The following is a 23,571-nucleotide window of genomic DNA, read 5'->3' as shown; positions in this document are numbered from 1 at the left end:
GTCCTTTCTCGAAGGCTTCGGAATGTTGCTGGAGGTTCTCTCACGAAGCCTGGTCGCGCGGACGACCATCGCCGCCGCACTGCTGGTTTCGGTGCTCATCGCGGTTCCGATGGCGATCCTGATCCGGGCCGACGTGCGGGCCACCCGCGCCGAACTGGCGATCCGGGCCGAGTTGGCGACCAAGATCGTGCTGGACGACGCGGCCAACGCGCTGTGGGACCTCGACCCCGAAGAGGCGGTGGCCGCGCTGGCGCCGCTGCGCTCCATCGACGCCTTCGCCGAGGCGGCGATCCTCGGCCTCCATGGGGAGCGCTTCGCCGGCTACCGCAAGCCGGGCGTCGGTCCGCTGCCGGACGACGCCGCGACCAGCGCCACCGCGACGCTGGAACGGACCGACCGCAACGGCGTCCAGCGCAGCCTCGGCACCTTGCTGGTCCGGCTGGACGCGACGCCGACCAACGCCGCCATCCGCCACGACGTGATGCTGCTGAGCGCGCTCGGCGCCGCCGTGCTTTTGCTGGTGGTGGTCGGCGTGGTGTGGGCGACGCGCGGCGTCACCGTGCCCATCGCCGGGATGACCCGCGCCATGTCCAATCTGGCGGCCGGCGACGTGTCGATGGAGGTTGCTGGGCGGCACCGGGACGACGAGATCGGCCGCATGGCGGCGGCGCTGCGCACCTTCCGGCAGAACGCCATCGACCTGCGCGCCGCCAAGGAGCGCGCCGAGCAGGCGGTGGCGTCCAAGGCCAAGTTCATGGCCGCCGCCAGCCACGATCTGCGCCAGCCGGCGCAGTCGCTGCTGATGCTGAGCGCGATCCTGCGCCGCCACGCGACGACCCCGGAGACCGCCGACTCCGCGCGCAAGATCGAACAGGTCGTGCTGACGCTCAAGCAACTGCTCGACGACCTGCTGGAGGTCTCGCGGCTGGACGCCGGCGGGGTCACGGCGACGATGGGCACCCACGACATCGGCGACCTGCTCCAGGCGCTGGACGCTCAGTTCGGCCCGGTCGCCCGCGCCAAGGGGTTGAGCTTCATCGTGTCGCCGCTGCGCGGCAGTGTGGTCACCGACCGGGTCCTGCTGATGCGCCTGCTTGGCAACCTGATCGACAACGCCATCCGCTACACGCCCAACGGCTCGGTCCAACTCGCCGGGCTGGAGACCGGCAGCCGGATCCTCGTCGAGGTGCGCGACAGCGGCATCGGCATCCCCGAGGACCGGCTCGACGCCATCTGGGAGGAGTTCCACCAGATCGGCAACCCGGAGCGCAACCGCGACAACGGGATCGGGCTGGGCCTGTCCATCGTCAAGCGCCTGGCCGGCGTGCTGGACCATCCGGTGAAGGTGCGCTCGGTGCCGGGGCGGGGATCGGTGTTCTCGGTCGCGGTGCCGCTGGCCGCCGAGCCGGCCCGGCCGGCGGAGATGGAGACCGTCCGCATCGACGAACCGTCGCCCCGCGCCGCGCATGGCGCCGACCGGAGCGGCGGCGTCACCGTGCTGGTCATCGACGACGACGGCTTCGTGCTGACCGGGCTGTCGCAGTTCCTGAAAAGCGCCGGGCACCGGGTCCACGGCGTGTCCGCCGTCGCCGAGGGTCTGCGCGGCCTCCAGGACGGCAGCATCCGGCCGGACATCGTCGTCGCCGACTACCACCTGTCGGCGACGGAGAACGGCATCGAGTTCATCGCCCAGGTGCGGGCGCTGCTGGGCCTGCACGTTCCCGCCATCCTGATCTCGGGCCGGCTCGACAAGGACGTGGTGCAGCGCGCCACCGAGCAGGGCGTGGAGGTTCTGGCCAAACCGGTCATGCCGGACCGCCTATCCCTGCTGATCGGCCGGCTGATCCGGCAAGACCAAGCCGTTCCGCTTATCTCACCCTCGAAGTAGTCCGCAATTTCGGTTCTAGCCCTTGTCCATGTCCTAAAAATAGCGCAGGCTCCTTTGCACCGCTTGGCGCAGCATTGATGGGCCGTCAGCCCGAAAAATTGACGACGCCGAGAGAAAAAGCAACTTTGGGGAATGCGGTATGCTCATCCAGGCCAAGACCGACCTGCATCGTGTTCGCAGCATTATTGCCGAGTTCGGGTTCGATTATGTGGTAACCCGTGCGATCAAGGCCGGCATGCCCGAGCGGACCGCCGCCATCGCCCTGGACCAGCTCAAGGATTTCCTCTTCGCCTGCGCCGCGCATCCCGACCGGGACATCGCGCCGCAATCGGCCGCCTGCGATGACCTGTGGCACGAGTTCATCGTCGCCGACACCCGCGCCTATGTCCGCTTCTGCGACGCGGTGTATGGCGAATACCTGCACCACAACGGCGTCGTCCCGGCCGACCGCTTGGCCGCCGCCCGCCGCGGCAGCGCCAACCTGTTCCGCACCCCGGCGATGGCCGACTGCCTGCGCGAGGCGAAGGCCGCCGATTGCCTGCGCGAAGCCAAGCCGGCCGACTGTCTGCGCGAAGCCAAGCCGGCTGACTGTCTCCGCGAGGCCATGGAGGCCGACTGTCTCCGGGAAGCGAAGGCCGCCGACTGTCTGCGCGAAGCCAAGCCCGCCGATTGCCTGCGCGAAGCCAAGGGCCACACGGCGTAACGCACCCTCGAACCGCTCGGCGAAAGCCCCTGCTCCGCTCCAGCGGCGCAGGAGCTTTCGTATGTCCGGACGCCGGCCGCGTCAGCCCCGCCGACCGCCCAGAAACGCCGTCAACTGCTCCTCCGCCGCCATGACGTGGTCAACCACCGCGCCGCAGGCGGCGTCGGCGTCGCCCGCCCGGCAGGCGGCCAGCAGCGCGTGGTGCTCGTCCTGGGAGCGCGGGTGGTAACCCAGCGCCGCGAACTGGAAGCGCAGGTAACGGTCGGCCGCCGCCAGATGCTGCTCGACCAGCGCCAGCAGGCGCGGACGTCCCGCCCGCGCGTAGAGCGTCATGTGGAAGCGGCGGTTCAACTCGCCCATGCGACCGGGATCGGGCTCCGCGTCCATTTCCGCGATCAACTCCTCCGCCAGCGCGAAGTCGGCGGCGGACAGCCGGGGCAGTGACAGCCGCAACGCCGCCGGCTCCAACGCCGCGCGGATGGCGCCGATGTCGGCGGAATCCCCGGCCGAAATCTCCGCCACCACGGCACCCCGGTGGGGGTTGAACTCGACCAGCGCGCGCGCCTCCAACTGGCGCAGAGCCTCGCGCACCGGCATGCGGCTGACCCCGAACGCCGTCGCCAACTCCTCCTGCCGCAGGGGCGCGCCGCCGGGCAGGGCGCCGCTCAGGATCGCCTCGCGCATCGCCGCCTCGACGAACTCGGTCGCCGTGCGGAAGCGCGGGCGGTTGCGCTCGATCAGCGCGGTCAGGTCGAGGGGATCGATCATGGGGCGAAGCCGTTCGAAAGCCGCTTGCGTGGATATTGGATCCAATATATGCGTGATGCCTTCCGCTGTCCACCACGCCCGAAAGGTCGGCCCAATGCCTTCCTCCACGCCCATGGCCCGCCACGACGACGCCCCCACCGGCGGCCTGTCGTTCCCGGCGGCCGGCACCGGTCTTCTCGTGGCGCTGGTCGGCTACGCCAGCTCGGTCGCCGTGGTCATCCAGGGGCTGGCCGCCGTCGGCGCCGACACGGCGCAGATCACCTCGGGGCTGGTGGCGGTCGGCCTGTCCATGGGGCTGGCGGCCATCGTGCTGGCGACGCGCCAGCGCAAGCCGATCAGCGTCGCCTGGACCACGCCCGGCATGGCGCTGCTGGCGGCGACCGGGCCGGTGGCCGGCGGCTTTCCGGCGGCGGTCGGCGCCTTCCTGACGGTGGCGGCGCTGGTCATGCTGACCGGTTTCTGGACGTCGCTCGGGCGTTGGATCGCGGCGATCCCCAAGCCGCTCGCCAACGCCATGCTGGCCGGGATCCTGCTCAAGCTGTGCCTGGCGCCCTTCGCGGCGATGACCCAGGCGCCGGGGCTGGGCCTGCTGGTGCTGGCGGTCTGGGCGGTGGTCGGGCGCTTTGCCCGGCTCTACGCCGTGCCCACCGCCGTGGCGGTGGCGCTGGGCGCGATGGCGCTGACCGCGCCGGACACCGGAGCGCTGCCCGCCAGCCTGTGGCCCAGCCTGACCCTGGTCGCCCCGGTCTTCACCTGGGAGGCGCTGGTCGGCATCGCCCTGCCGCTGTTCGTCGTCACCATGGCGTCGCAGAACATCCCCGGCCTGACGGTGCTGGCGACCTTCGGCTACACCCCGCGCGTGCCGCCGCTGTTCCTGGTGACGGGCGCCTTCTCGGCGCTGAGCGCCCCCTTCGGCGCGCCGACGGTCAATCTGGCGGCGATCACGGCGGCGATGTGCGCCGGCCCCGACGCCGATCCCCGGCCGGAACGGCGTTGGCAGGCGGCGGTGGTTGGCGGCCTCGGCTACATCGCCTTCGCGGGGCTGGCGGCGGTGACGGCGACGCTGGTGCTGCGCTCACCGCCGATCCTGATCGAGGCGGTGGCCGGTCTGGCGCTGATCGGCGCCTTCGGCGGCGCGCTGCTGGGCGCCGTCCAGGCGGAGGACGAGCGCGTCCCGGCGCTGGTCACCCTGCTGGTGACCGCCTCGGGCCTGTCCTTCTTCGGGGTCGGCTCCGCCTTCTGGGGTCTGGTGTTCGGCGGGGTGATGCACGCGCTGCACCGCTGGCGCCCCGCCGGAAAACCCGCTTAGGCGCCGGCCAGCAGCTCCGCCACCGCCTCGACCGCCGCCGCCGCGTAGGGGCGGGTGCGCGGCGGGATTTGCGACGGGTTGATGCCCGGCCCGAGGATGCCGACGCCGACCGGCTTGAGGAATTCGAGCTGGAGGTCGATCAGGCTCTTGATGACGGCGTGACCCATGACGTTGCCGTGCTCGGTCTCGCCGCGCTCGATGATGCCGAGCGCCACCGCGCCGGCCACGTCGTCGCGCAGCAGCAGGCGCTTGATCGCCAGCGGCTTTTCCATGGAACCCGGAACCCACACCTCCGCGACGATGCCGAGCTGCCGGCGGGCGGCCACGGCGCGCGCCTCGTCCAGCATTTCCTCGACCTCACGGCGGTGGAACCGTCCGAGCACGATGCCGATGTTCTTCACCCTTGCCACTCCCGTTTCGCCGCGACCATCGCGAGGCGCCCAAAGTGTCGTCCCGCCGCGCAAAGCGCAAGCCCTTCGGCACATGGACAGAGCGTCGAAGCCCGATCAACAAGACGCCCCCGCAAGTCGATTTTGACACGGATGAACACGGATGCCGGCGTTGCCGGCGCACGGATGGATGCCAAGCGAAAGAGGAGCTTTGATCCGTGTTCATCCGTGTCTCAAACCGCTTCCCCTCCCAGCGCTCCCGGAGTCCGTGGCCCTGGGAGCGCAGCGATAGTCAGCACGAATCGGCTTCCGGACCTTGCCGATCCGGAAAGGACAGCAGAAAGATAATGAAAGATCCCAGCGAAGGTTCGTGACCGAAACACTCGCGGGTCGGCGGTCAAGACCAGGACGCGCGCACCCGAATGAATCGAACCGCCGAACCCCGTGGCAAATCGACGCAATTTAGCGCAATTCCACCCCAACGCTTTCCTTTCGGATCGATAATAATATCTCCCCTGGGGATCGGGCGCCACCGCTGGTTGGCGAGGCGAACGATCGGGGCGCGGCACAGCTTGATCTGGGACGGTGAGCATGTTGAGGGGTGCGACCGAATACGCGCCGTCGACCTTCGAGGAGCGGGGGGCCGCCGTGGCCTTCACGACTCCCCTTCTGTCGCAGACGCGGGTGCGTCGGGGCGAGCGCTCCAAGCTGGAGGTGCTGATCCCGAGCCTGTCCCAGGGCGCCGGCATCTACGTCGTCGCCTGGAAGGCGGTGCCGGAGATGGTCACCATGACCATGCACGACCGCTACCTGCACGAGCTGATCGTCAACGAGGAATCCTGCTCCCCCCACGAGATCCGCCGGGCGACGCTGAAGGCGGCGCGGCGGGGCCTGGCCGGACCGCAGGCGGCGCAGGCCGCCCGCCGCGCCTTGGACGAGGACGAGGAGCAGGGCACCCTCACCCATTACCTGCTGATCCTGGCGATCCTGAAGGCGGTCGGGCTGGAATCGCCCGACATGCTGAAGGCCGGCATCGGAACCGAGGAGGGCCAGCGCCTGACCCGCCAGTTGATGACGCGGGCGGCCGGCAGCCTGCGGCTCGACGCCACGGTGCTCTACGCGCGGCTGGCGGAGATCGCCGACGTGGCCTCGCCGGTCGGGCTGGCGCAGTCGCCCCGGCCGGGCCGCCTGCTGCGCTGCCTGAGCGACCTCAAGATCTTCAAGAAGGGGATGGAGGACTGGGCGGAGGCGGTGCCGAGCGACACCTCCCCCGTCGCGTTGTTCTGCGCCGAGGTCGCGCAGCACACCATCGGCATCGGCGAGACGGTGGTCCGGGATTTCCAGCGGCGGATCGAGGCCATCGGCCCGCTGATGCGGGATTGGGACAACGAGATGCTCCGCATCCGCGACCACGCGACCCGTCTGGCGTGGCTGCTCGACGGCTGGTCGCACATCACCGGCGCCTGGGACGTCGCGCAGAGCGAGGACAGCCACCAGCAGGCGGCGACCATCAACGACCTGTTCCGCATCCTGCCCCTGCTGCCCCGGCAGGAAAGCAGCCGCGACCTGATCGGCGACGCCAAGCGCGTCTCCTCCTCCAGCCAGCGCCGCTCGGTCCGCGCGCTGGAGGATTGGCGCACCGGCGCCATGGATCTGGAAGCCATCCGCCGGATCGAGGCGCTGAAGGCCCGCTCCCCATGACCGAACCGCCTGAAAAGGCGGGCATCCCCGGTCTGCCGCCAGCCCTTGAGACCAAGCTGCTGGACATCCCCGACGAGAAGTTCGCCGAGGTCGTCCGGCTGCTGGAGCGGGTGCGCGACCATCCCGACGTGCGCCAGACCTTCGCCACCATCCGCCCGCGCCTGATCCAGACCCGCCCCGACCGGCGGCCAACCTTGAAGCGCGTGCTGTGCATGCCGTTCGAGGACGTGCTGGAGAGCCCCGGCGGCCGCGGCAAGGTGGAGCAGCCGCTCGGCCGGATCGAGCGGCGGACCATCGAGCCGGTGTGGCGGCTGGTCGCCGAGCGCGCCGACCAAGCGGCCTTCGAGCAGCTCGACCATCAGGTGCGGGAGACGGCGCCGGGAAACCGCAACGCCCTGCTGAACATCGGGCGGGTCCTGTGGCCGATGGCCGCCGGCATCCTGCACGCCGCCGCCGCCGAGAACGGGTCCTTGCGCGGCGACGCACCGCTGCGGCGCCAAGTGGAGGAGATCGCCGGGCTTCTCGACATCGGCCTGATCGTCGAGGCGCTGAAGAGCGACCTGTCGCCCAAGCCGGTGCCGGCGCTGGAGGAGGAGCACACCGACGCCATCGAGCGGGCGGCCCAGGCGGCGGCGCGGCAGGCGCCGGACACGGTCTATGGCCTGCTGCGGATCGCCGCCGCGCGGCTGGCCACCCCGGCCGATCTGCTGACGGTGTTGCCCGACCTCGACCTCGGCCGGGCCAAACGCGATCTGCCGGCGATCCTCAGCAGGCTCGGCGGTCTGGTGGTCGGTCATCTGGAGGAGCGCATCGCGCGGCCGGACGGCGCCGGCGACGCCCCCCCGATCCCGCCCGAGGAGGCCGTCGTCCTGGCCGAGCAACTGCTCGCCAGCGTGACCGCGACCGGCGCGGCGATGGAGCGGCGCAGCGACCCGGCCTACCGGGGCCGGTTGGACGCGGTGAAGCGGGCGGTCGGCGCGATGGTGAGCGGATCGGTGCTGAAGACCGCCGCGACGGGCATCCTGTCCGCCGTCCCCGCCCCGCCCCTGGCCGGACCGCCGGTGGTGGACGAGCCGGCGCAGATCGCCGCCGAGGACCACGCCCGCGCCCTGCGCCGCAGCGCCGGTCTGGCCGAGGCTCTGGGCCTGCAACAGCCGGTGGACGACACGCTGAAGGCGATGGGCAACGGGCTGATCGAGCAGGCCCAAGCCCTGCTGGACGCCTACCCGCGCCTGATGGCCCATCCCGACGACGCCGACGCGGCGGAGACGAACCTGTACTACGTCCTGCGCCTGCTGGAGATGGTCGCCGGTCCGGGCAAGGCCGAATCCCTGCGCCTCGCCATCATGGCCTCCACCGCCGGCCGCTACGACGACTGAGGTCCCGCGCTTTCCAAAGCCCTTCTCCCCTTGTGGGAGAAGGGTTGGGATGAGGGGTGTTCCGCCGAAGGCGGAAGCTTGCGTCCCCTCACCCCAACCCCTCTCCCGCAAGGGGAGAGGGGCTTCATGCAGTCAAAAACCACATGCTTCCCGCAGATGCGGACTGTGTGAAAACCTTAACCCACGACCAGATCGTCCAGCCGGAACCCGGCGATCTTGTAGATCTCCTCCAGCGCGCGGCCGAACTCCACCGCCGGGTCGTTGGCCACGCGCTCGCGCATGCCCTGGAGAATCTCCGGCCGGGTGCTGAACCGCACCGCCATGATGAAGGGGAAGCCGAAGCGCGCGCGGTAGGCTCGGTTGAGCGCGCGCTGCTCCTGGATCTCCTCCTCGGTCAGCTCGTTCAGGCCGGCGCGGGCCTGTTCGGTCTGCGAGAAGGCGGTCAGGTTGGCCGGGCGGGTCGCCTTGTCGGCCAGATCCGGGTGCGAGAGGATCAGGGCGCGCTGCCGCTCCGGTCCGGACTCGCGGACGATGGCGGTCATCGCCGCGCGCAACTCCTCCTTGCCGGCGAAGGGGCGGCGGTCCCAGGCGGCCTCCGCGACCCAGGGGCTGTCCTCGAACACGGCGCCCAGCGCCGCGACGAAGGCGGCGCGGTCCATGCGGTTGAGATCGTCCAGGCTGTGCGGCATGCGGGTCGGCTCCGGTCAGGAAGAATGGGGATGTTCGGCGATCCAGTGGCGGGCGATGTCGAGCCGGGTCGCGACCCAGGCCTTGTCGTGCCCCTTCACGTAATCCAGGAAACGGCCCAGCGCCGCCGCCCGGCCGGGACGCCCGACCAGCCGGCAGTGCAGGCCGATGGACATCATCTTCGGGCTGGTGTCGCCCTCGGCGTAGAGCACGTCGAAGCTGTCCTTGAGGTAGGCGAAGAACTGGTCGCCGGAGTTGAAGCCCTGGTTGGTCGCGAAGCGCATGTCGTTGGCGTCCAGCGTGTAGGGCACGATCAGCTGCGGGCGCCCGTGGCTGGTGTCCCAATAGGGCAGGTCGTCGGCGTAGGAATCGGCGTTGTAGAGGAAGCCGCCCTCCTCGGCGACCAGCGCCCAGGTGTTCGGGCTGCACCGGCCGAGGTACCAGCCGAGCGGGCGCGATCCGGTGACACGGGTGTGAACCTCGATGGCGCGCAGCAGGTGCTCGCGCTCGACCTCCTTGGGAAGATGCTGGTAGTCGATCCAGCGCCAGCCATGAGTGGCGATCTCCCAGCCCGCGTCCTTCATGGCGGCGACGATCCCCGGGTTGCGCTCCAGCGCCATGGCGACGCCGTAGACGGTGACCGGCATCCCGCGTTCCGTGAACATCCGGTGCAGTCGCCAGAACCCGGCGCGCGACCCGTACTCGTAGATCGATTCCATGTTCATGTGGCGGGCGCCGGGGATCGGCTGGGCGCCGACGATCTCCGACAGAAAGGCTTCCGAGGCGGCGTCGCCGTGCAGGACGCAGTTCTCGCCGCCCTCCTCGTAGTTGATGACGAACTGCACCGCGACCCGTGCCCCGCCCGGCCAGTTGGCGTGCGGCGGCGTGGCGCCGTAGCCGATCATGTCGCGGGGGTAGCTCTCGGTCGTCATGGCGGGTGTCTCCGGTTCGCTCGGGCGTTTCCACGCTAAAGCAAGCGGCACGGGCACTTCAATCCATCCCGTCCCCTGCTCGGGCCGAAGACAGTTTCCAGATTTTCCGGGGTGGCGGGGCCGTCGGGCGCGGTCTACCGTGGCGCCGAATGCCTTTTCCAGACAGGAGCACTCCGCCATGGGCCGCCTGACGACGCACGTCCTCGACATCGCCGCCGGCCGCCCGGCGCCCGGCATGCGGATCGTCCTGACCGATCTCGACGGCGGCGCCGTGCTGGGCGAGTTCCGCACCAACGCCGACGGCCGCCTCGACGCCCCGGCCTTGCAGGGCGACGCCTTCAAGCCCGGCCGCTACGAGCTGCTGTTCTTCGTGGCCGAGTATTTCCGCGCCCAAGGGGTCACCGGCGACGGCGTGAACTTCCTGGAGGACGTGCCGCTGCGCTTCGGCGTCGCCGACGCCGCGCAGCATTACCACGTGCCGCTGCTGGTCTCCCCCTGGGCCTACTCGACCTACCGGGGGAGCTGACCGCCACCCCCTTCGCGCACCCCCCGCCCCGCCCGCTTTCCAGCCTGCGGAAAAGCCATCCCATTGGTTTGCCGTGCGGACGATCCGCCGCTTAGCTGTCCTCACGAACACTTCGAGTTTCAGTGAGGAGCCGAGCGATGGCGAGAATGACGGCGGCGGAAGCGGCGGTGCGGGTGCTGGAGCGGGAAGGCGTCGACGTCTGCTTCGGCGTTCCGGGGGCCGCGATCAACCCGTTCTACGCCGCGATGCAGCGGCGCGGCACCCTGCGCCACGTGCTGGCGCGCCATGTCGAGGGCGCCTCGCACATGGCCGAGGGCTACACCCGCGCCAAGGCCGGCAACATCGGCGTGTGCGTCGGCACCTCCGGCCCGGCCGGGACCGACATGATCACCGGCCTCTATTCGGCCATCGCCGATTCCATCCCGATCCTGTGCATCACCGGGCAGGCGCCGCGCGCCCGCCTGCACAAGGAGGATTTCCAGGCGATCAACGTCCCGGACATCGCCCGGCCGGTCACCAAATGGGCGCTGACGGTGCTGGAGCCGGCGCAGGTCCCCTACGTCTTCCAGCAGGCCTTCCACCTGATGCGCTCGGGCCGCCCCGGCCCGGTGCTGATCGACCTGCCGATCGACGTCCAGATGGCCGAGATCGAGTTCGACGAGGAGGCCTACCAGCCGCTCCCCGTCTACAAGCCGGCAGCCAGCCGCGTCCAGGTCGAGAAGGCGCTGGCGATGCTGGCGGCGGCCGAGCGCCCGCTGCTGGTGTCCGGCGGCGGCGTCATCAACGCCGACGCGTCCGACACGCTGGTCGAGTTCGCCGAGCTGCTGGGCATCCCGGTCATCCCGACCCTGATGGGCTGGGGCACCATCCCCGACGACCACCCGCTGATGGCCGGGATGGTCGGGTTGCAGACCGCCCACCGCTACGGCAACGCCACCATGCTGGCGTCGGACTTCGTGCTGGGCATCGGCAACCGCTGGGCCAACCGCCACACCGGCTCGGTCGAGGTCTACACGCGCGGCCGCAAGTTCGTGCACGTCGACATCGAGCCGACCCAGATCGGCCGCGTCTTCATGCCCGACCTCGGCATCGTGTCGGACGCGGGTGCCGCGCTCGACCTGTTCATCGAGGTGGCGCGGGAATGGAAGGCGGCGGGCAAGCTGAAGGATCTGTCGGGCTGGGTCGCCGACTGCCAGGGCCGCAAGCGCTCGCTGCACCGCCGCAGCGACTTCGACCAAGTGCCGATCAAGCCGCAGCGCGTCTACCAGGAGATGAACAGCGCGTTCGGCGAGGACGTGACCTACGTCACCACCATCGGCCTGTCGCAGATCGCCGGCGCGCAGTTCCTGCACGTCTACAAGCCGCGCCACTGGATCAACTGCGGGCAGGCCGGGCCGCTCGGCTGGACGCTGCCGGCGGCGCTGGGCGTGCGGGTCGCCGATCCCAAGCGCAAGATCGTCGCGCTGTCGGGCGACTACGACTTCCAGTTCATGATCGAGGAGCTGGCGGTCGGCGCCCAGCACAAGCTGCCCTACATCCACGTGCTGGTGAACAACGCCTATCTCGGGCTGATCCGGCAGGCCCAGCGCGCCTTCCAGATGGACTTCCAGGTCCAGCTCTCCTTCGAGAACATCAACGCGCCGGAGATCGGCGTCTACGGCGTCGACCACGTCGCGGTGGCCGAGGGCCTGGGCTGCAAGGCGATCCGCGTCACCCAGCCCGACCGCATCCAGGACGCCTTCGCCCAGGCCAACCGCTGGATGGAGGAGTTCCAGGTCCCGGTCGTCGTCGAGGTGGTGCTGGAGCGCGTCACCAACATCGCCATGGGCACCGACATCGACAACGTCACCGAGTTCGAGGAGACCATCGACCTGCCCGTCGACCAGCCCGAAACGGTGCTGGTGTAAAGGGAGGAGCGGGGCGCCCGGGAGACGGGGACCTCCCCGGCGCCCCACCGCTTTCCACCCGACGACGCCTTATCCGACCGACCGCCGAAATTCCCAGCGCACGCCGCGCCGTGCTAGCCTTGCCCTGACCGTAACCGACCGATCCGGCAGGGAGTTTCCGCGACCATGGCGTTGCTTGAGAACATGCGCATCTTCGTCCGCGTCGTGGAGCTGGGCAGCCTGTCGGCGGCCGGACGCAATCTGCGCATGTCCCCGGCGATGGTCAGCCACCGGATCCAGCAGTTGGAGACCCATCTCGGCGTCCGCCTGCTGAACCGCACGACCCGGCAGTTGCAGGCGACCGAGGCCGGCGTCGACTTCTACCAGGGCTGCCTCGACGTGCTGGAGGCGGTGGAGCGCGCCCACAGCAACATCGTCACCGGATCGACCCTGCCGTCGGGCAGCGTGCGGGTCACCGCGCCGCTGGGCTTCGGACGGCGCATCCTGGCGCCGCTGGTCCCGGAATTCTGCGCCGCCAACACGCTGGTCGAGGTGCGGCTGCGGCTGTCCGACCATCTGCTCGACCTGCTGCGCGAGGCGGTGGACGTCGCCGTCCGCATGGCGACGCTGAAGGATTCCAGCTTCGTCGTCCGCAAGATCGCCGATCTGCGCCGCGTGCTGGTCGCCGCCCCGTCCTATCTGGAGGAGCGCGGGCGCCCGCAGGCCCCGGCCGATCTGACCGACCACAACTGCCTGCTGCTGCGCTTTCCCGGCACCCAGCAGTTCCAATGGACCCTGCTCGACAAGGGCGAGCCGGTGAAGCTGTCGGTCGCCGGCCGCTTCGACGCCGACGACGGCGACGTGCTGACCGGCTGGGCGCTGGACGGCCGGGGCATCGCGATGAAGCCGCTGTGGGAGGTGGCCGAGCATCTGGCGAGCGGCGCCCTGGTGCCCGTCCTGCCCGACCATCCGCCCGAGCCGGTGATGCTGGCGGTGCTCTACCCGCACCGGGCGCTGGTGCCGGCCAAGGTGCGGGTCTTCGCCGACCACATGGTGCCCCGGATCCGCTCGGCGCTGACCGCCCTGTCGCCCGACACGATGGTCTGACCGCCCATATGGACGCGGCGGAGATCGCGCGGCAAATGCCGGTCTGGCTGGCGATGGGGGAGCTGTTCCTCGACACCGAACTCGACGCCGCCGACCACGGGCGGATCCGGCGGGTGCTGGCGGAGTCCGGCTACGACGAGGCCGTTCTGCACGAGATCCTGCGGCGGGAGGTGACGCCGGGCTTCGGCCCCAACCTGTTCGCCGTCGCCGGGGCCTGGGGGTGCCGGAACGAGGAGGACGCGCGCCGGCTGCTGCGGCCGGTGATCGCGGGGACGGGCTTCGGGTGGATGGGGTGGCTGGTGTGGCGGTTGCTGCGTCGGGAGGTCGAGGCGGATTGGCGGCGGATCAACCCGTTCGGAGTGGCGGCGTCCTGAGCGGGATTGCGCAGCTCCGCGTGCCCCCTCCCTAACCCTCCCCCGCCTTCGGCGGGAGAGGGAACTCCGCCGAACGCCGACAAGCATCCGGCCCCCTCTCCCGCGAAGCGGGGGAGGGATGGGGAGGGGGCAAACGGGACCCGCACCCAAACCCAGCCCCCCTATACCCCGCGCGAGCGCACCAGCAGCACCCGCGCCTCTTCCGCCGCGCGCAGCAGGCGGGGCAGGAACTGCACCTCCATCTCCGGGCAGGTGACGCGGGCGGCCTGGGCGCTGACGTTGACCGCCGCGACCACCCCGCCCGACGCCGCGCGGATCGGCACGGCGATGGAGCGCAGCCCCAGTTCAAGCTCCTGGTCGACCAGCGAGAATCCCCGCTCTCGCACCCGTTCCAGCTCGCGCCGGAGGGGATCGGCGGCGACGATGGTGCGTTCGGTGAAGGGCTTCAGGACCACGCGGGCAAGGTAGGCGTCCAGCTCCGCCTCCGGCAGCGCCGCCAGCAGCACGCGCCCCATCGAGGTGCAGTAGGCCGGCAGGCGGCTGCCGACGTTCAGCCCGACCGACATTATCCGCTTGGTCGCCGCGCGGGCGATGTAGACCAATTCGTCCTCGTCCAGCACGGCGGCCGAGCAGGATTCCTGCACGGCGCCGCTGACCTGCTCGATCAGCGGGTCGAGGATCGTCGCCAGCGGCGCCGAGGACAGGAAGGAATAGCCCAGCGCCAGGATCTTCGGCTTGAGGAAGAAGGTCCGCCCGTCCGACCCGGCGTAGCCGAGCTGCATCAGCGTCAGCAGGCAGCGCCGCGCCGCCGCGCGCGGCAGGCCGGTGATCTTGGCGATGTCGGCGATGGTCAGGTTCGGTTCGCGTTCCGTGAAGGCGCGGATCACCGACAGCCCCCGCGCCAGGGAGGTCATGAAATTCGGGTCGGCGTCGTCCTTGACCGCCCCTTCGGCCCCCTTGGCGACCTCGGCCGGATGCAGCGTCTCGGCCATGCCGTGGCTCCCTCGTCCTCAAACCCGCAAAGCGCGACACCGCCATAATGGTGCGATTATCGCGCCATGGCGAGCGGAATCGCACCCAGCCGTGCGGGCGCGGGAACCGAAGCGGGCGTCAGCCGGTGCTGAACAGCTGGCCCAGCGCGTAACTCAGCTGGCGCGGGGTCACCGGCTTGTGGATGATGCCGAGCCCGTGCGAGGCGGCGTCGCGCTCGCAGTCGGGTCCGGTTTCCCCGGTCAGGATCACGCCGGGAACCGGCCCGCGCCCGACCTCCTCGAACAGGGCGCGGATCCGCGCCACCGCTTCCGTCCCGTAGCGGCCCTCGCGCAGTCGGTAGTCGGCGACGATGATGTCCGGCCGGCGGCCGACGCTGACCAGCGCCTCGACCGCCTTGTCGGCGGATCCGGCGACCAGCACCTCGTAGCCCCATTCCTTGAAGATCGTCTCCAGCCCCAGCAGCACGATGGCGTCGTCGTCCACCAGCACGGCGAAGCGGCCCCGCCCCGCCGTGGCGCCCTCGGTCACCGCCTCCACCGCCACCTCGGTCTCGCCGGCCGGCAGCGTCAGGGTGAAGACCGTGCCTTGGCCCGGCACCGACTGGACGCCGACCGGATGGTCGAGCAGCAGCGACAGCCGCCGCACGATGGCCAGGCCCAATCCCAGGCCCCGGTTGCGGTCGCGCTCGGGGTTGCCGACCTGGTGGAACTCCTCCCAGATGCGCTCCAGGTGATCCGGCGGGATGCCGATGCCGGTGTCGCGCACCTCGATCAACAGCCGGTTGCCGGCCCGCCGGCACTCGATGTCGATGCGCCCCGCCTCGGTGTAGCGCAGCGCGTTCTCCACGAGGTTCCGCACCATGCGGGTCAGCAGCGTGCGGTCGCTGCGCGCCGTGCCCCGGCAGACCTCGACCCGCAGATCCAGCCCCCGCGCGGCGGCGACCGGGCGGTAGGAGGCGGCGATGTGGTCGAACAGGGGTTGCAGCGGCACGTCCTCGACCGACGGCTCGACGATCCCCGCGTCCAGCCGCGACATGTCGAGCAGGCTGTCGAGCAGATCCTTCAGCGCGTCCAGCCCGCGCGCCAGATGCAGCAGCGCGCTTTCGCCCCGGCTGCCCTGGACATGCGGCTTCAACACGTCGACGAACAGCAGCAGCGCCTGCAGGGGCTGGCGCAGATCATGGCTGGCGGCGGCGAGGAACTTGCCCTTGGCGAGGCTGGCCTCCTCCGCCGCTTCCTTGGCCTGGAGCAGGGCGTCCTGGGCGAGACGGCGGCTGGTGATGTCGCGGAAATAGACCGACAGGCCGATGGCGCTGGGGTAGACGCTGGCCTCGATCCAGCTGTGGAAGATCGGCGAGACCGTCTCGACCGTCACCACGCGGTTCTCGCGCAGCGCCTGCTGGTGCGCCAGGAACGGCTCGCTGCCGAGCACCTCGGGGAAGACCTCCCAGATCCGCCGGCCCAGCAGATCCTCGCGCTTGCGGCCCCACAGCTGCTCGGCCTTGTTGTTGATGTAGGTGTACCGCCACTCGTGATCGACCGTGTAGAAGGCGTCGCTGATGCTTTCCAGGATCTCGACCGTGCGGGCGTGCTGGGCGGCGACCGCCTCCTCGGCGATCTTGCGGGCGGTGATGTCGCGGAAGAAGCAGCCCAGCCCCTCCGGCGTCGGGTGGTAGCGAACCTCCAGCCACAGCTCCTTCCCGCCGCTCTCGTAGCGCTTCTCCAGCGCGGTCGAGATCCGCTCCTCCATCGCCTTGCGGCAGATCGCCTCGACGTCGCTGCCGGCCATCTGCGGCCAGATCTCCCACATGGTGCGGCCCATCATCGTCGACAGCGTCAGGCGGTCGATCTGCTCCGCCCGGCGGTTCTGATAGGTGACGCGGTAGTCGCGGTCGAAGGTGACGAAGGCCTCGTCGATGCTGTCGAGCACCTCGGTCGCCCGCTGCTGCGCCTCCTGGATGGCGTTCTCCACCGCCCGTTCGCCGGTGCGGTCGTGGAGGATGCACAGGAAGCCGCCCGCCGCGTCGCCCAGCAGCGGCAGGATCGTCACCGTTCCCCAGAAGGCGGCCTCGTCCTTGCGGTGGAACCAGCGCTCGTCGCGGTATTGCCCCTCGGCCAGCGCCGTGGCGCGGGCCTTGGCGGGCACGCCGGCCTCGATGTCCTCCAGCGTGAAGAGGACGGCGCTGTCGCGACCCCGGATCTCCGTCTCGCTCCAGCCCAGGATGCGGGTGGCGCCGGGGTTCCAGCTCGTCACCCGGCCGGCGGAGTCCATGGTCAGGATCGCGTGCTCGGTGGCGCTGTCCAGGATCGCCCGCAACCGCCCCTCGCTCTCGGCGTGGGCGGCGCGGCTGCGCTCCAGCTCGTCGAAGGCGGCGCGCAGATCCGCGTTCAGGCCGGCGATGGTCAGCAGATCGTCGCTCTTGGTGCCGGAGGCGTCGACCGCCGCCCGAAGCACGGCGTTCTCCGCCTCCAACGCCGCGATGCGGGCGCGCAAGACCTCCCCATCGGTCCGGCTGGCGTCGGGCTGGCCGGTGGACGGCGCGGAATTCTCGGTCATCGGCACCCGGGGTAAGCAAAAAGTCCCATGCCCCGCAGAGTGCGCAAGCCTTGAAGCGTCTGTAAATTCACCCAAAGGCGATATCTCCTCGGATCACCATGCCGCCCGTGGCGGAGCCTTCAACCAATGGCCGCAACGGCCTTCACCAACGCGCGCACCCCGGCGTCCCGCACCTTGTCGCGGCGCAGCGCCAGCCCCAGCGTGCGGGTCAGCGGCGGCGCCAGCGGTCGGACGCCGAAGCGGTCGCGGTCGCCTTCCCCCGCGACGGTCACCGCCGGCAGGATCGAGCGGCCCAGCCCGGCGGCGACGAGGTTCTTGATCGCCTCGACATTGCCGAGTTCCATCGCCGGGCGCGGCTGCGCGCCACCGGCCACGAACCACGCGTCGATCACCGCCCGCATGGTGCCGCCGCGCTCGTAGAGGATCAGCGGCCCGGCCGCGGCCTCCACCGGCGTCATCGGCGCAGAGAGGGACACGCCGTCCGCGCGGGCGTCGACGGCGACCATCGCCTCCGCGCACACCGGCTCGATGGACAGGCCGGGCCGCGCCGCCGGCAGGGTGACCAGCGCGAGGTCGAGAGTCCCGGCCTCCACCGCGTCGAGGATGTCGGGGGTGTTGCCGGTGACGACGATGATCTCCAGGCCGGGATGGGCGGCGCGCAAGGCGGCCAGCAGCGGCGGCAGCCGGTAGATGCAGGCGGTCGCCCCGGTGCCGACGCGCACGCGCCCGGTCTCCCCGGTGCGGTGGCGCATCATGTGGGTCATCGCCGCGTCGGCCTCGTCGCGCAGGCGGCGGACGAAGGGCAGCAGGTCGCGCCCGGCGGCGGTCGGCAAGGCGCGCTTGCCGACCCGCTCGATCAGGCGGACGCCCAGCCGGTCCTCCAGATTGCGGATCTGCAGGCTGACCGCCGGCTGGGTCAGGCCGAGCCGGGCGGCGGCCTCGGTGAAGCCGGCGTGCTCCACCACCAGCGCGAAGGTCAGGAGCTGATCGAGGTTCAGGCGGCGCATACCCCCAGTTTTCCTTATGATTCCGATCAGATCAATAAATTTGCCTTTCCGGCCGCCCCCGCCGAAAGTCGGGCCATTATGCACGACCGACCTTCCCCCGCCCCCTTGTGGCTGATCCTATTGTGTGCGAGCCGTTTCGGCTCCTCGCTGGCCTTCATGGTGCACGCCGGCTCCCTGCCCGCGACGATGCGGGCCTGGGGGATGTCCGGCGGCGAGGCCGGCGGGATCCAGACCGCCTTCAACGCCGGCTACGCGCTGTCGCTGGTGCTGTCCTCCTGGTTCGCCGACAGCCTGGGCGCCAAACGCGTCTTCCTGTGGTCGAGCGGAGCCAGCGCCTTGACCGGTCTGGCCTTCGCCCTCTTCGCCCGCTCGCCCGACAGCGCGCTGCTGCTGTTCGCGCTGCTGGGTTTGACCCAGGGCGGCACCTACGCCCCCTCCATCATGCTGGTGGCGCAGGGGGTTCCGGCGGAACGGCGGGGCGCGGCGGTCGGCTGGCTGCTCGGCGCCGGGTCGCTCGGCTATTTCGCCTCCATCGCGCTGGCGGCGGGGTTGAGCGAGCGTCTGGGCTACGAGGCCGCCTTCGTCGCCTGCGGGCTGGGGCCGCTGCTGGCCCTGCTGGTCGCGGCGCCGGGCCTGCGCGGGCGGCCCAACCGGATTGCCGGGGCGCGGACCCAGGCGTTGCGCGGCGCCTTCCGCTTCCTGGCCGACCGCCGCTCCCTGCTGCTGACCGCCGGCTACACCACCCATTGCTGGGAGCTGCTGGGCATGTGGGCGTGGCTGCCGGCCTTCCTGACCGCCAGCCTGTCCGGATCGGGCGGAGCGACGGCGCAGGGGCTGTGGATCGCCGGGGCCATCCACCTGTCGGGCTTCCTGTCCTCGCTGACCATGGGAAAGGCGTCCGACCGTCTGGGCCGGCGCGCCGTGCTGGTGGCGATGGGGGGGCTGGGCGCCGCCTGCTCGCTGACCATCGGCTGGATGGAGACGCTGCCGGTCTGGCTGATCCTGCCGGTCGCGGCGCTCTACGGCTTTTCCGCGCTCGGCGATTCGCCGGTGCTGTCCACCGCGATGACCGAATCGGTCGAGCCGGGCAGCCTCGGCGCGGCGCTGGCGGTGCGCTCCATCCTCGGCTTCGGGGCCGGCGGCGTGGCGCCGCTGGCGGTCGGGCTCGTGCTCGACGGCGCCACCGGATCCGGCCTCGGCTCCGGCTGGGGCTGGGGTTTCGCCCTTCTCGGCGTCGGCGGCGGGTTGGCGGCCGTCTGCGCCGCTTTGCTTCCCGCCGACCGCCCTCTTCCTTCCCCCCGGAGCTGACCGACGTGACGACCACCTTGAACACCGCCCTGACCGTCCGCCCGTCGCGCGACGCCGACATCACCGCCATCACCGCGCTCTACGCCCACCATGTGCAAACCGGCACCGCCTCCTTCGAGGAGATCCCGCCAAGCGAGGCCGAGATGGCAGAGCGCCGGGCGGCCATCCTGACGCGCGGCCTGCCCTATCTGGTCGCGGAAAGCGGCGGAACGCTGGCCGGCTACGCCTACGCCGGCCCGTACCGGACGCGCAGCGCCTACCGCTTCGCGCTGGAGAACTCCGTCTACGTCGATGCCGGGATGGCGCGGCGCGGGGTCGGCCGGGCGCTGATGATTCCGCTGCTGGAAATCTGCGAGGCCGCCGGCTACCGCCGCATGGTCGCGGTGATCGGCGGCAGCGACAACCACGGCTCCATCGGGCTGCACGCCGCCTGCGGCTTCCGCTCGGCCGGGGTGCTGCCGGGGATGGGCTTCAAGTTCGGCCGCTGGATCGACAGCGTGCTGATGGAACGTCCCTTGGGCGACGGCGACACGAGTGTCCCGGCGGAGGTCCGTCCGTCTCAGTCGTAGGCCAGCAGCTCGTCGCGGTCGCGGGCCGGCTTCGTCGCCGGCCGCGCCGCGAAGGACAGGTCCACCGCCGGGATGTGGACCTCCACCGGCAGCTCCGACCCCGGCACCGGCCGGTTGAGGTCGAGCACGGCCAGCAGGGTCAGAAGCCCCAGCGCCAGCGCCACCACCAGCAGGCGGCGGTCCAGCCCGTCGAGCCAGCCGCCCTCCTCGTCCCGCCCGTCCCTGTCCAGCAACGCCATGGCGCGTCCTCCGTTTCCGCGTATCGACGCCCCTTCGTGAGGTTGGAGCTTGCCCGCCGCCGTGAAAGGTCACAATCTGGCTTTCACGCAGCCAGCCTTCGGTAAGCCCGAAGGCTGAGGGCTCACCAATCGGGTGTTTCCACTTCGGGTGTTTCGCCGTGCGCTTCGACCTGACCGACCTGCGGCTGTTCCTGCACATCGCCGAGACCGGCAGCATCACCGCCGGTGCCGAACGCAGCGCCATGGCGCTCGCCTCGGCCAGCGCGCGCATCCGGGGGATGGAGGAGGCGCTCGGCATCCCTCTGCTGGAGCGCGGGCGGCGCGGGGCGCGCCCGACCCCGGCGGGGCGCGCGGTGGTCCACCACGCACGCCAAGTCATGCACCAGCTGGAGCGCATGCGCGGCGAGCTGAACGACTACGCCAAGGGCCTGAAGGGCCATGTCCGGCTGCTGTCCAACACGGCGGCGATCAATGAATTCCTGCCCGACGCGCTGGCGGGCTTCCTGGCCGCCAACCCCAACATCGACATCGACCTGGAGGAGCGCCCCAGCCACGCCATCGTCGAGGCGGTGGCCGCCGGGCTGGCCGATCTGGGGGTCGTCGCCGACATGGTCGACCTGGCCGGGCTGGAGACGCGGCCCTTCCGCAGCGACCGGCTGGTGCTGGTGGTGCCGCGCGGCCACCGGCTGGCCGGGGGCGGGGCGGTGGCCTTCGCCGACACGCTGGACGAGCCCTTCGTGGGCCTGAGCACCGGCAGCGCCTTGCAGGAATACCTGAACAGCCACGCGGCACGGGCCGGGCGCAGCCTGTCCTTCCGGGTCCGGGTGCGCGGGCCCGTCGCGCTGTGCCGGCTGGTCGAGCGCGGCGTCGGCATCGGCATCGTCCCGGAAATGGCGGCGCAACGGGCGCGGGAATCCGCCGCGCTGCAGGTGGTCCCGCTGTCCGACCCCTGGGCGCCGCGCGTGCTGATGCTGTGCGCCCGCCGCTTCGACGAATTGTCGGCCCACGCCCGCCGGCTGGTCGAGGATCTGACCGCGCAACCCCCAGTCTTGGCGCCTCCCGAGCCGCTCTCCGGCCCCTGACCATTTCGGATTAGTCAGACATACTGTCGTTAATTTGCCGTCGAATTGTCAGTGTTGCGGTGGTACTACCAGCAAAACACTGTCAGGGAGGCAACCACCATCATGCGGACGGCGACGAAGGATCTGGCGGGCGACATGCGCAGGCAATTGGCCGAGCTGGTGCGCAGCCGGGTGCCGAACGCGCGGGCCGAACGGTTCGTGCAGCGCTTCTACGGCAACGTGCCGCCGGACGATTTCCTGCGGGCGACGCCGGAACAGCTCTATGGCGCGGCGCTGGCGATGTGGCAATGGGGGCAACAGAGGCACCCCGGCGCGGCGCGCGTGCGCGTCTACTCGCCCCGGCTCGACGAGCATGGCTGGCAGTCCGACCGCTCGGTGGTGGAGATCGTCAACGACGACATGCCCTTCCTCGTCGATTCGGTGACGGCGGAGTTGAACCGCCAGGGTGTCACCGTCCACCTCGTCATCCACCCCGTGGTGCGCGTCGTCCGCGACGCGTCCGGTCGGCTGGAGACCCTGCTGGAGCCGGGCGAGGAGCAGGACGGCGCCCGCGACGAATCCTTCATGCACTGCCTGATCGACCCGCAATCCGACCCGGCGGCGCTGGCGCGCCTGCGCGACGGGCTGGAACACGTGCTGGCCGACGTGCGCGCCGCCGTCGAGGATTGGGAGCCGATGCGCGAGCGTGTCCGCGCCGCCCGCGACGACAGCGCCCGCGCGCCCGATCCGGCCGACGCGGCGGAGACCGCCGATTTCCTGACCTGGGTGGACGCCGGCAACGTCACGCTGCTGGGCAGCCGCCGCTACGACGCCATCCCCGGCCGCACCCCCGACGAGCCGTGGCTTGAGCTGGTCGAGGGCAGCGGGCTCGGCGTGCTGCGCGACCCCGAGGTCACCGTCTTCGACGAGCACGGCCACGCCGCCGTGCTGCCGGCCGAGATCCGCGCCTTCCTGCACCAGCCGCGCCCGCTGCTGGTGACCAAGGGCACGCGGCTGGCCACCGTCCACCGCGCGGTGCCGCTCGACGCCATGCTGGTCAAGCGCTTCGACGAGGCGGGCAACGTGGTCGGCGCCCTGCTGACGGTCGGGCTGTTCACGTCGGTCGCCTACAACCGCAGCCCGCGCGAGATCCCGTTCCTGCGCCGCAAGGTCGCCGACGTGATGGCGAAGGCCGGCTTCGACCCGGCCGGCCATGACGGCAAGGCGCTGCTGAACATCCTGGAGACCTACCCGCGCGACGAGCTGTTCCAGATCGCGGTGCCCGAGCTGTACGAGGCGACGCTCGGCATCCTGCATCTCCAGGAGCGCCAGCGGCTGGCCCTGTTCGTCCGCCGCGATCCGTTCGAGCGTTTCGTCTCCTGCCTGGTCTTCGTGCCGCGCGACCGCTACGACACGGCGCTGCGCCGCAAGATCCAGGCGCTGCTGGAGGCCGGCTTCAACGGCGCCTGCACCACCACCCACACCCAGCTCTCCGAAAGCACGCTGGCCCGCCTGCACCTGATCATCCGGACCGAGCCGGGCAGGATCCCGGCCGTCGACGTCGAGGAGTTGGAAACCCGCCTCGTCCAGGCCGCGCGCGGCTGGGGCGACCGGCTGCGCGACGCCCTGATCGAGGCCCGTGGCGAGGAGACCGGCAACGCCCTGCTGCGCCGCTACGCCGACGCCTTCCCGGCCGGCTACCGCGAGGAGTTCGGGGCCGAGACCGCCGTCCACGACATCGACCGCATCGAGCAAGCGGTCGCGCAGAAGCGCCTGGGCATCACCCTGCTGCGCCCGCTGGAGGCCGAGGGCGACGAGCTGCACGTCAAGATCTACCACCAGGGCAGCCCGGTCCCGCTGTCTGACGTGCTGCCGATGCTGGAGCACATGGACCTCAAGGTCATCACCGAGCAGCCCTACGACGTGGCGGCGGCCGGCGGCGAGCCGCCGGTGTGGATCCACGACTTCACCGCCCGCACCCAGACCGGCGTCACCGCCGATTGCGTGCAGGTCAAGGAGCTGTTCCAGCAGGCGTTCTCCGCCGTGTGGGACGGGCGGATGGAGGATGACGGGTTCAACCGGCTGATCCTGCGCGCCGGGCTGTCGGGGCGTGAGGTCACCGTGCTGCGCGCCTACGCCAAGTTCCTCAAGCAGGCCCGCTTCGCCTACGCCCAGGACACCGTCGAGGC

20 protein-coding genes and 1 pseudogene are annotated in these 23,571 nt (G+C 70.9%); 13 read left to right on the top strand and 8 right to left on the bottom strand.

The window, feature by feature from the left end; translation table 11 throughout:
- Positions 1-22 precede the first annotated feature (22 nt).
- Both EJ913_RS27820 and EJ913_RS27815 read left to right on the top strand, forming a co-directional pair.
- Positions 23-1,888, top strand: coding sequence for a hybrid sensor histidine kinase/response regulator (locus EJ913_RS27820; protein ID WP_127004100.1), 1,866 nt, complete (start codon positions 23-25; stop codon positions 1,886-1,888).
- Between the two features lie 139 nt (positions 1,889-2,027).
- On the top strand, positions 2,028-2,591 hold the full coding sequence (locus EJ913_RS27815) for a UCP032817 domain-containing protein (protein ID WP_127004098.1): 564 nt from the start codon (positions 2,028-2,030) through the stop codon (positions 2,589-2,591).
- Between the two features lie 81 nt (positions 2,592-2,672).
- On the opposite strand, the gene EJ913_RS27810 is transcribed toward EJ913_RS27815, so the two are convergent.
- Positions 2,673-3,359 (bottom strand): GntR family transcriptional regulator, encoded by a 687-nt coding sequence (locus tag EJ913_RS27810; RefSeq protein ID WP_127004096.1) that lies wholly within the window; start codon positions 3,357-3,359, stop codon positions 2,673-2,675.
- A gap of 94 nt (positions 3,360-3,453) precedes the next feature.
- Between EJ913_RS27810 and EJ913_RS27805 the strand changes: the two genes are divergently transcribed.
- Positions 3,454-4,668, top strand: coding sequence for a benzoate/H(+) symporter BenE family transporter (locus EJ913_RS27805; RefSeq protein ID WP_244939520.1), 1,215 nt, complete (start codon positions 3,454-3,456; stop codon positions 4,666-4,668).
- On the opposite strand, the gene EJ913_RS27800 is transcribed toward EJ913_RS27805, so the two are convergent.
- Positions 4,665-5,069 (bottom strand): 6,7-dimethyl-8-ribityllumazine synthase, encoded by a 405-nt coding sequence (locus EJ913_RS27800; RefSeq protein ID WP_127004094.1) that lies wholly within the window; start codon positions 5,067-5,069, stop codon positions 4,665-4,667. The genes EJ913_RS27805 and EJ913_RS27800 overlap by 4 nt on opposite strands.
- A gap of 579 nt (positions 5,070-5,648) precedes the next feature.
- On the opposite strand from EJ913_RS27800, the gene EJ913_RS27795 reads away from it, so the two are divergent.
- Entirely contained in the window at positions 5,649-6,758 is a 1,110-nt protein-coding gene (locus EJ913_RS27795) for a hypothetical protein (protein ID WP_127004092.1), read from the top strand.
- A complete protein-coding gene (locus EJ913_RS27790) occupies positions 6,755-8,137 on the top strand; it encodes a hypothetical protein (protein WP_127004090.1) in 1,383 nt (460 codons plus the stop codon). Before EJ913_RS27795 ends, EJ913_RS27790 begins: the two co-directional genes overlap by 4 nt.
- 176 nt (positions 8,138-8,313) lie before the next feature.
- Here the strand turns inward: EJ913_RS27790 and uraD are convergent, their stop codons facing one another.
- On the bottom strand, positions 8,314-8,826 hold the full coding sequence (gene uraD, locus EJ913_RS27785) for a 2-oxo-4-hydroxy-4-carboxy-5-ureidoimidazoline decarboxylase (RefSeq protein ID WP_127004088.1): 513 nt from the start codon (positions 8,824-8,826) through the stop codon (positions 8,314-8,316).
- A gap of 15 nt (positions 8,827-8,841) precedes the next feature.
- The gene (puuE, locus tag EJ913_RS27780; protein ID WP_127004086.1) at positions 8,842-9,756 is read right to left on the bottom strand and encodes an allantoinase PuuE; all 915 of its coding nucleotides are present in this window, start codon (positions 9,754-9,756) and stop codon (positions 8,842-8,844) included.
- A gap of 178 nt (positions 9,757-9,934) precedes the next feature.
- Between puuE and uraH the strand changes: the two genes are divergently transcribed.
- From uraH to EJ913_RS27760, 4 genes are all read left to right on the top strand, one after another.
- Positions 9,935-10,282, top strand: coding sequence for a hydroxyisourate hydrolase (uraH, locus tag EJ913_RS27775; RefSeq protein WP_127004084.1), 348 nt, complete (start codon positions 9,935-9,937; stop codon positions 10,280-10,282).
- Positions 10,283-10,419: 137 nt separating this feature from the next.
- Positions 10,420-12,189, top strand: coding sequence for a glyoxylate carboligase (gene gcl / locus EJ913_RS27770; RefSeq protein WP_127004082.1), 1,770 nt, complete (start codon positions 10,420-10,422; stop codon positions 12,187-12,189).
- A 165-nt stretch (positions 12,190-12,354) separates the two neighbouring features.
- The gene (locus tag EJ913_RS27765) at positions 12,355-13,275 is read left to right on the top strand and encodes a LysR family transcriptional regulator (RefSeq protein WP_127004080.1); all 921 of its coding nucleotides are present in this window, start codon (positions 12,355-12,357) and stop codon (positions 13,273-13,275) included.
- Between the two features lie 35 nt (positions 13,276-13,310).
- A complete protein-coding gene (locus tag EJ913_RS27760; RefSeq protein WP_127004078.1) occupies positions 13,311-13,649 on the top strand; it encodes a DUF7079 family protein in 339 nt (112 codons plus the stop codon).
- A 161-nt stretch (positions 13,650-13,810) separates the two neighbouring features.
- Here the strand turns inward: EJ913_RS27760 and EJ913_RS27755 are convergent, their stop codons facing one another.
- The 3 genes from EJ913_RS27755 to EJ913_RS27745 all read right to left on the bottom strand — a co-directional run bounded on the left by EJ913_RS27755 (position 13,811) and on the right by EJ913_RS27745 (position 18,205).
- Positions 13,811-14,641: an IclR family transcriptional regulator domain-containing protein gene (locus tag EJ913_RS27755; RefSeq protein ID WP_127004076.1), complete on the bottom strand. Its 831-nt coding sequence runs from the start codon at positions 14,639-14,641 to the stop codon at positions 13,811-13,813.
- Positions 14,642-14,759: 118 nt separating this feature from the next.
- Complete coding sequence (locus EJ913_RS27750) at positions 14,760-17,198, bottom strand: PAS domain-containing hybrid sensor histidine kinase/response regulator (protein ID WP_127004074.1); 2,439 nt, start codon at positions 17,196-17,198, stop codon at positions 14,760-14,762.
- Positions 17,199-17,317: 119 nt separating this feature from the next.
- Positions 17,318-18,205 carry a LysR family transcriptional regulator gene (locus tag EJ913_RS27745; protein WP_127004072.1) on the bottom strand — a complete coding sequence of 296 codons (888 nt, stop codon included), beginning with the start codon at positions 18,203-18,205 and terminating at the stop codon, positions 17,318-17,320.
- A 120-nt stretch (positions 18,206-18,325) separates the two neighbouring features.
- Here EJ913_RS27745 and EJ913_RS27740 point away from each other — a divergent pair, with 120 nt between their 5' ends.
- Together EJ913_RS27740 and EJ913_RS27735 are read left to right on the top strand one after the other, a co-directional pair.
- Positions 18,326-19,513: an MFS transporter gene (locus EJ913_RS27740; RefSeq protein ID WP_238521903.1), complete on the top strand. Its 1,188-nt coding sequence runs from the start codon at positions 18,326-18,328 to the stop codon at positions 19,511-19,513.
- A gap of 5 nt (positions 19,514-19,518) precedes the next feature.
- Entirely contained in the window at positions 19,519-20,082 is a 564-nt protein-coding gene (locus EJ913_RS27735; protein ID WP_238521902.1) for a GNAT family N-acetyltransferase, read from the top strand.
- Here EJ913_RS27735 and EJ913_RS27730 read toward each other — a convergent pair.
- Entirely contained in the window at positions 20,073-20,321 is a 249-nt protein-coding gene (locus EJ913_RS27730) for a hypothetical protein (RefSeq protein WP_127004070.1), read from the bottom strand. The genes EJ913_RS27735 and EJ913_RS27730 overlap by 10 nt on opposite strands.
- Positions 20,322-20,479: 158 nt before the next feature.
- On the opposite strand from EJ913_RS27730, the gene EJ913_RS27725 reads away from it, so the two are divergent.
- Together EJ913_RS27725 and EJ913_RS27720 are read left to right on the top strand one after the other, a co-directional pair.
- Positions 20,480-21,403 (top strand): LysR family transcriptional regulator, encoded by a 924-nt coding sequence (locus EJ913_RS27725; protein ID WP_127004068.1) that lies wholly within the window; start codon positions 20,480-20,482, stop codon positions 21,401-21,403.
- A gap of 102 nt (positions 21,404-21,505) precedes the next feature.
- Positions 21,506-23,571, top strand: a pseudogene (locus EJ913_RS27720) (NAD-glutamate dehydrogenase domain-containing protein); the annotation flags it as partial.

Source organism: Azospirillum doebereinerae (assembly GCF_003989665.1).
Lineage (GTDB): Bacteria > Pseudomonadota > Alphaproteobacteria > Azospirillales > Azospirillaceae > Azospirillum > Azospirillum doebereinerae.
This window is presented reverse-complemented; position numbering and strand designations above follow the sequence as displayed.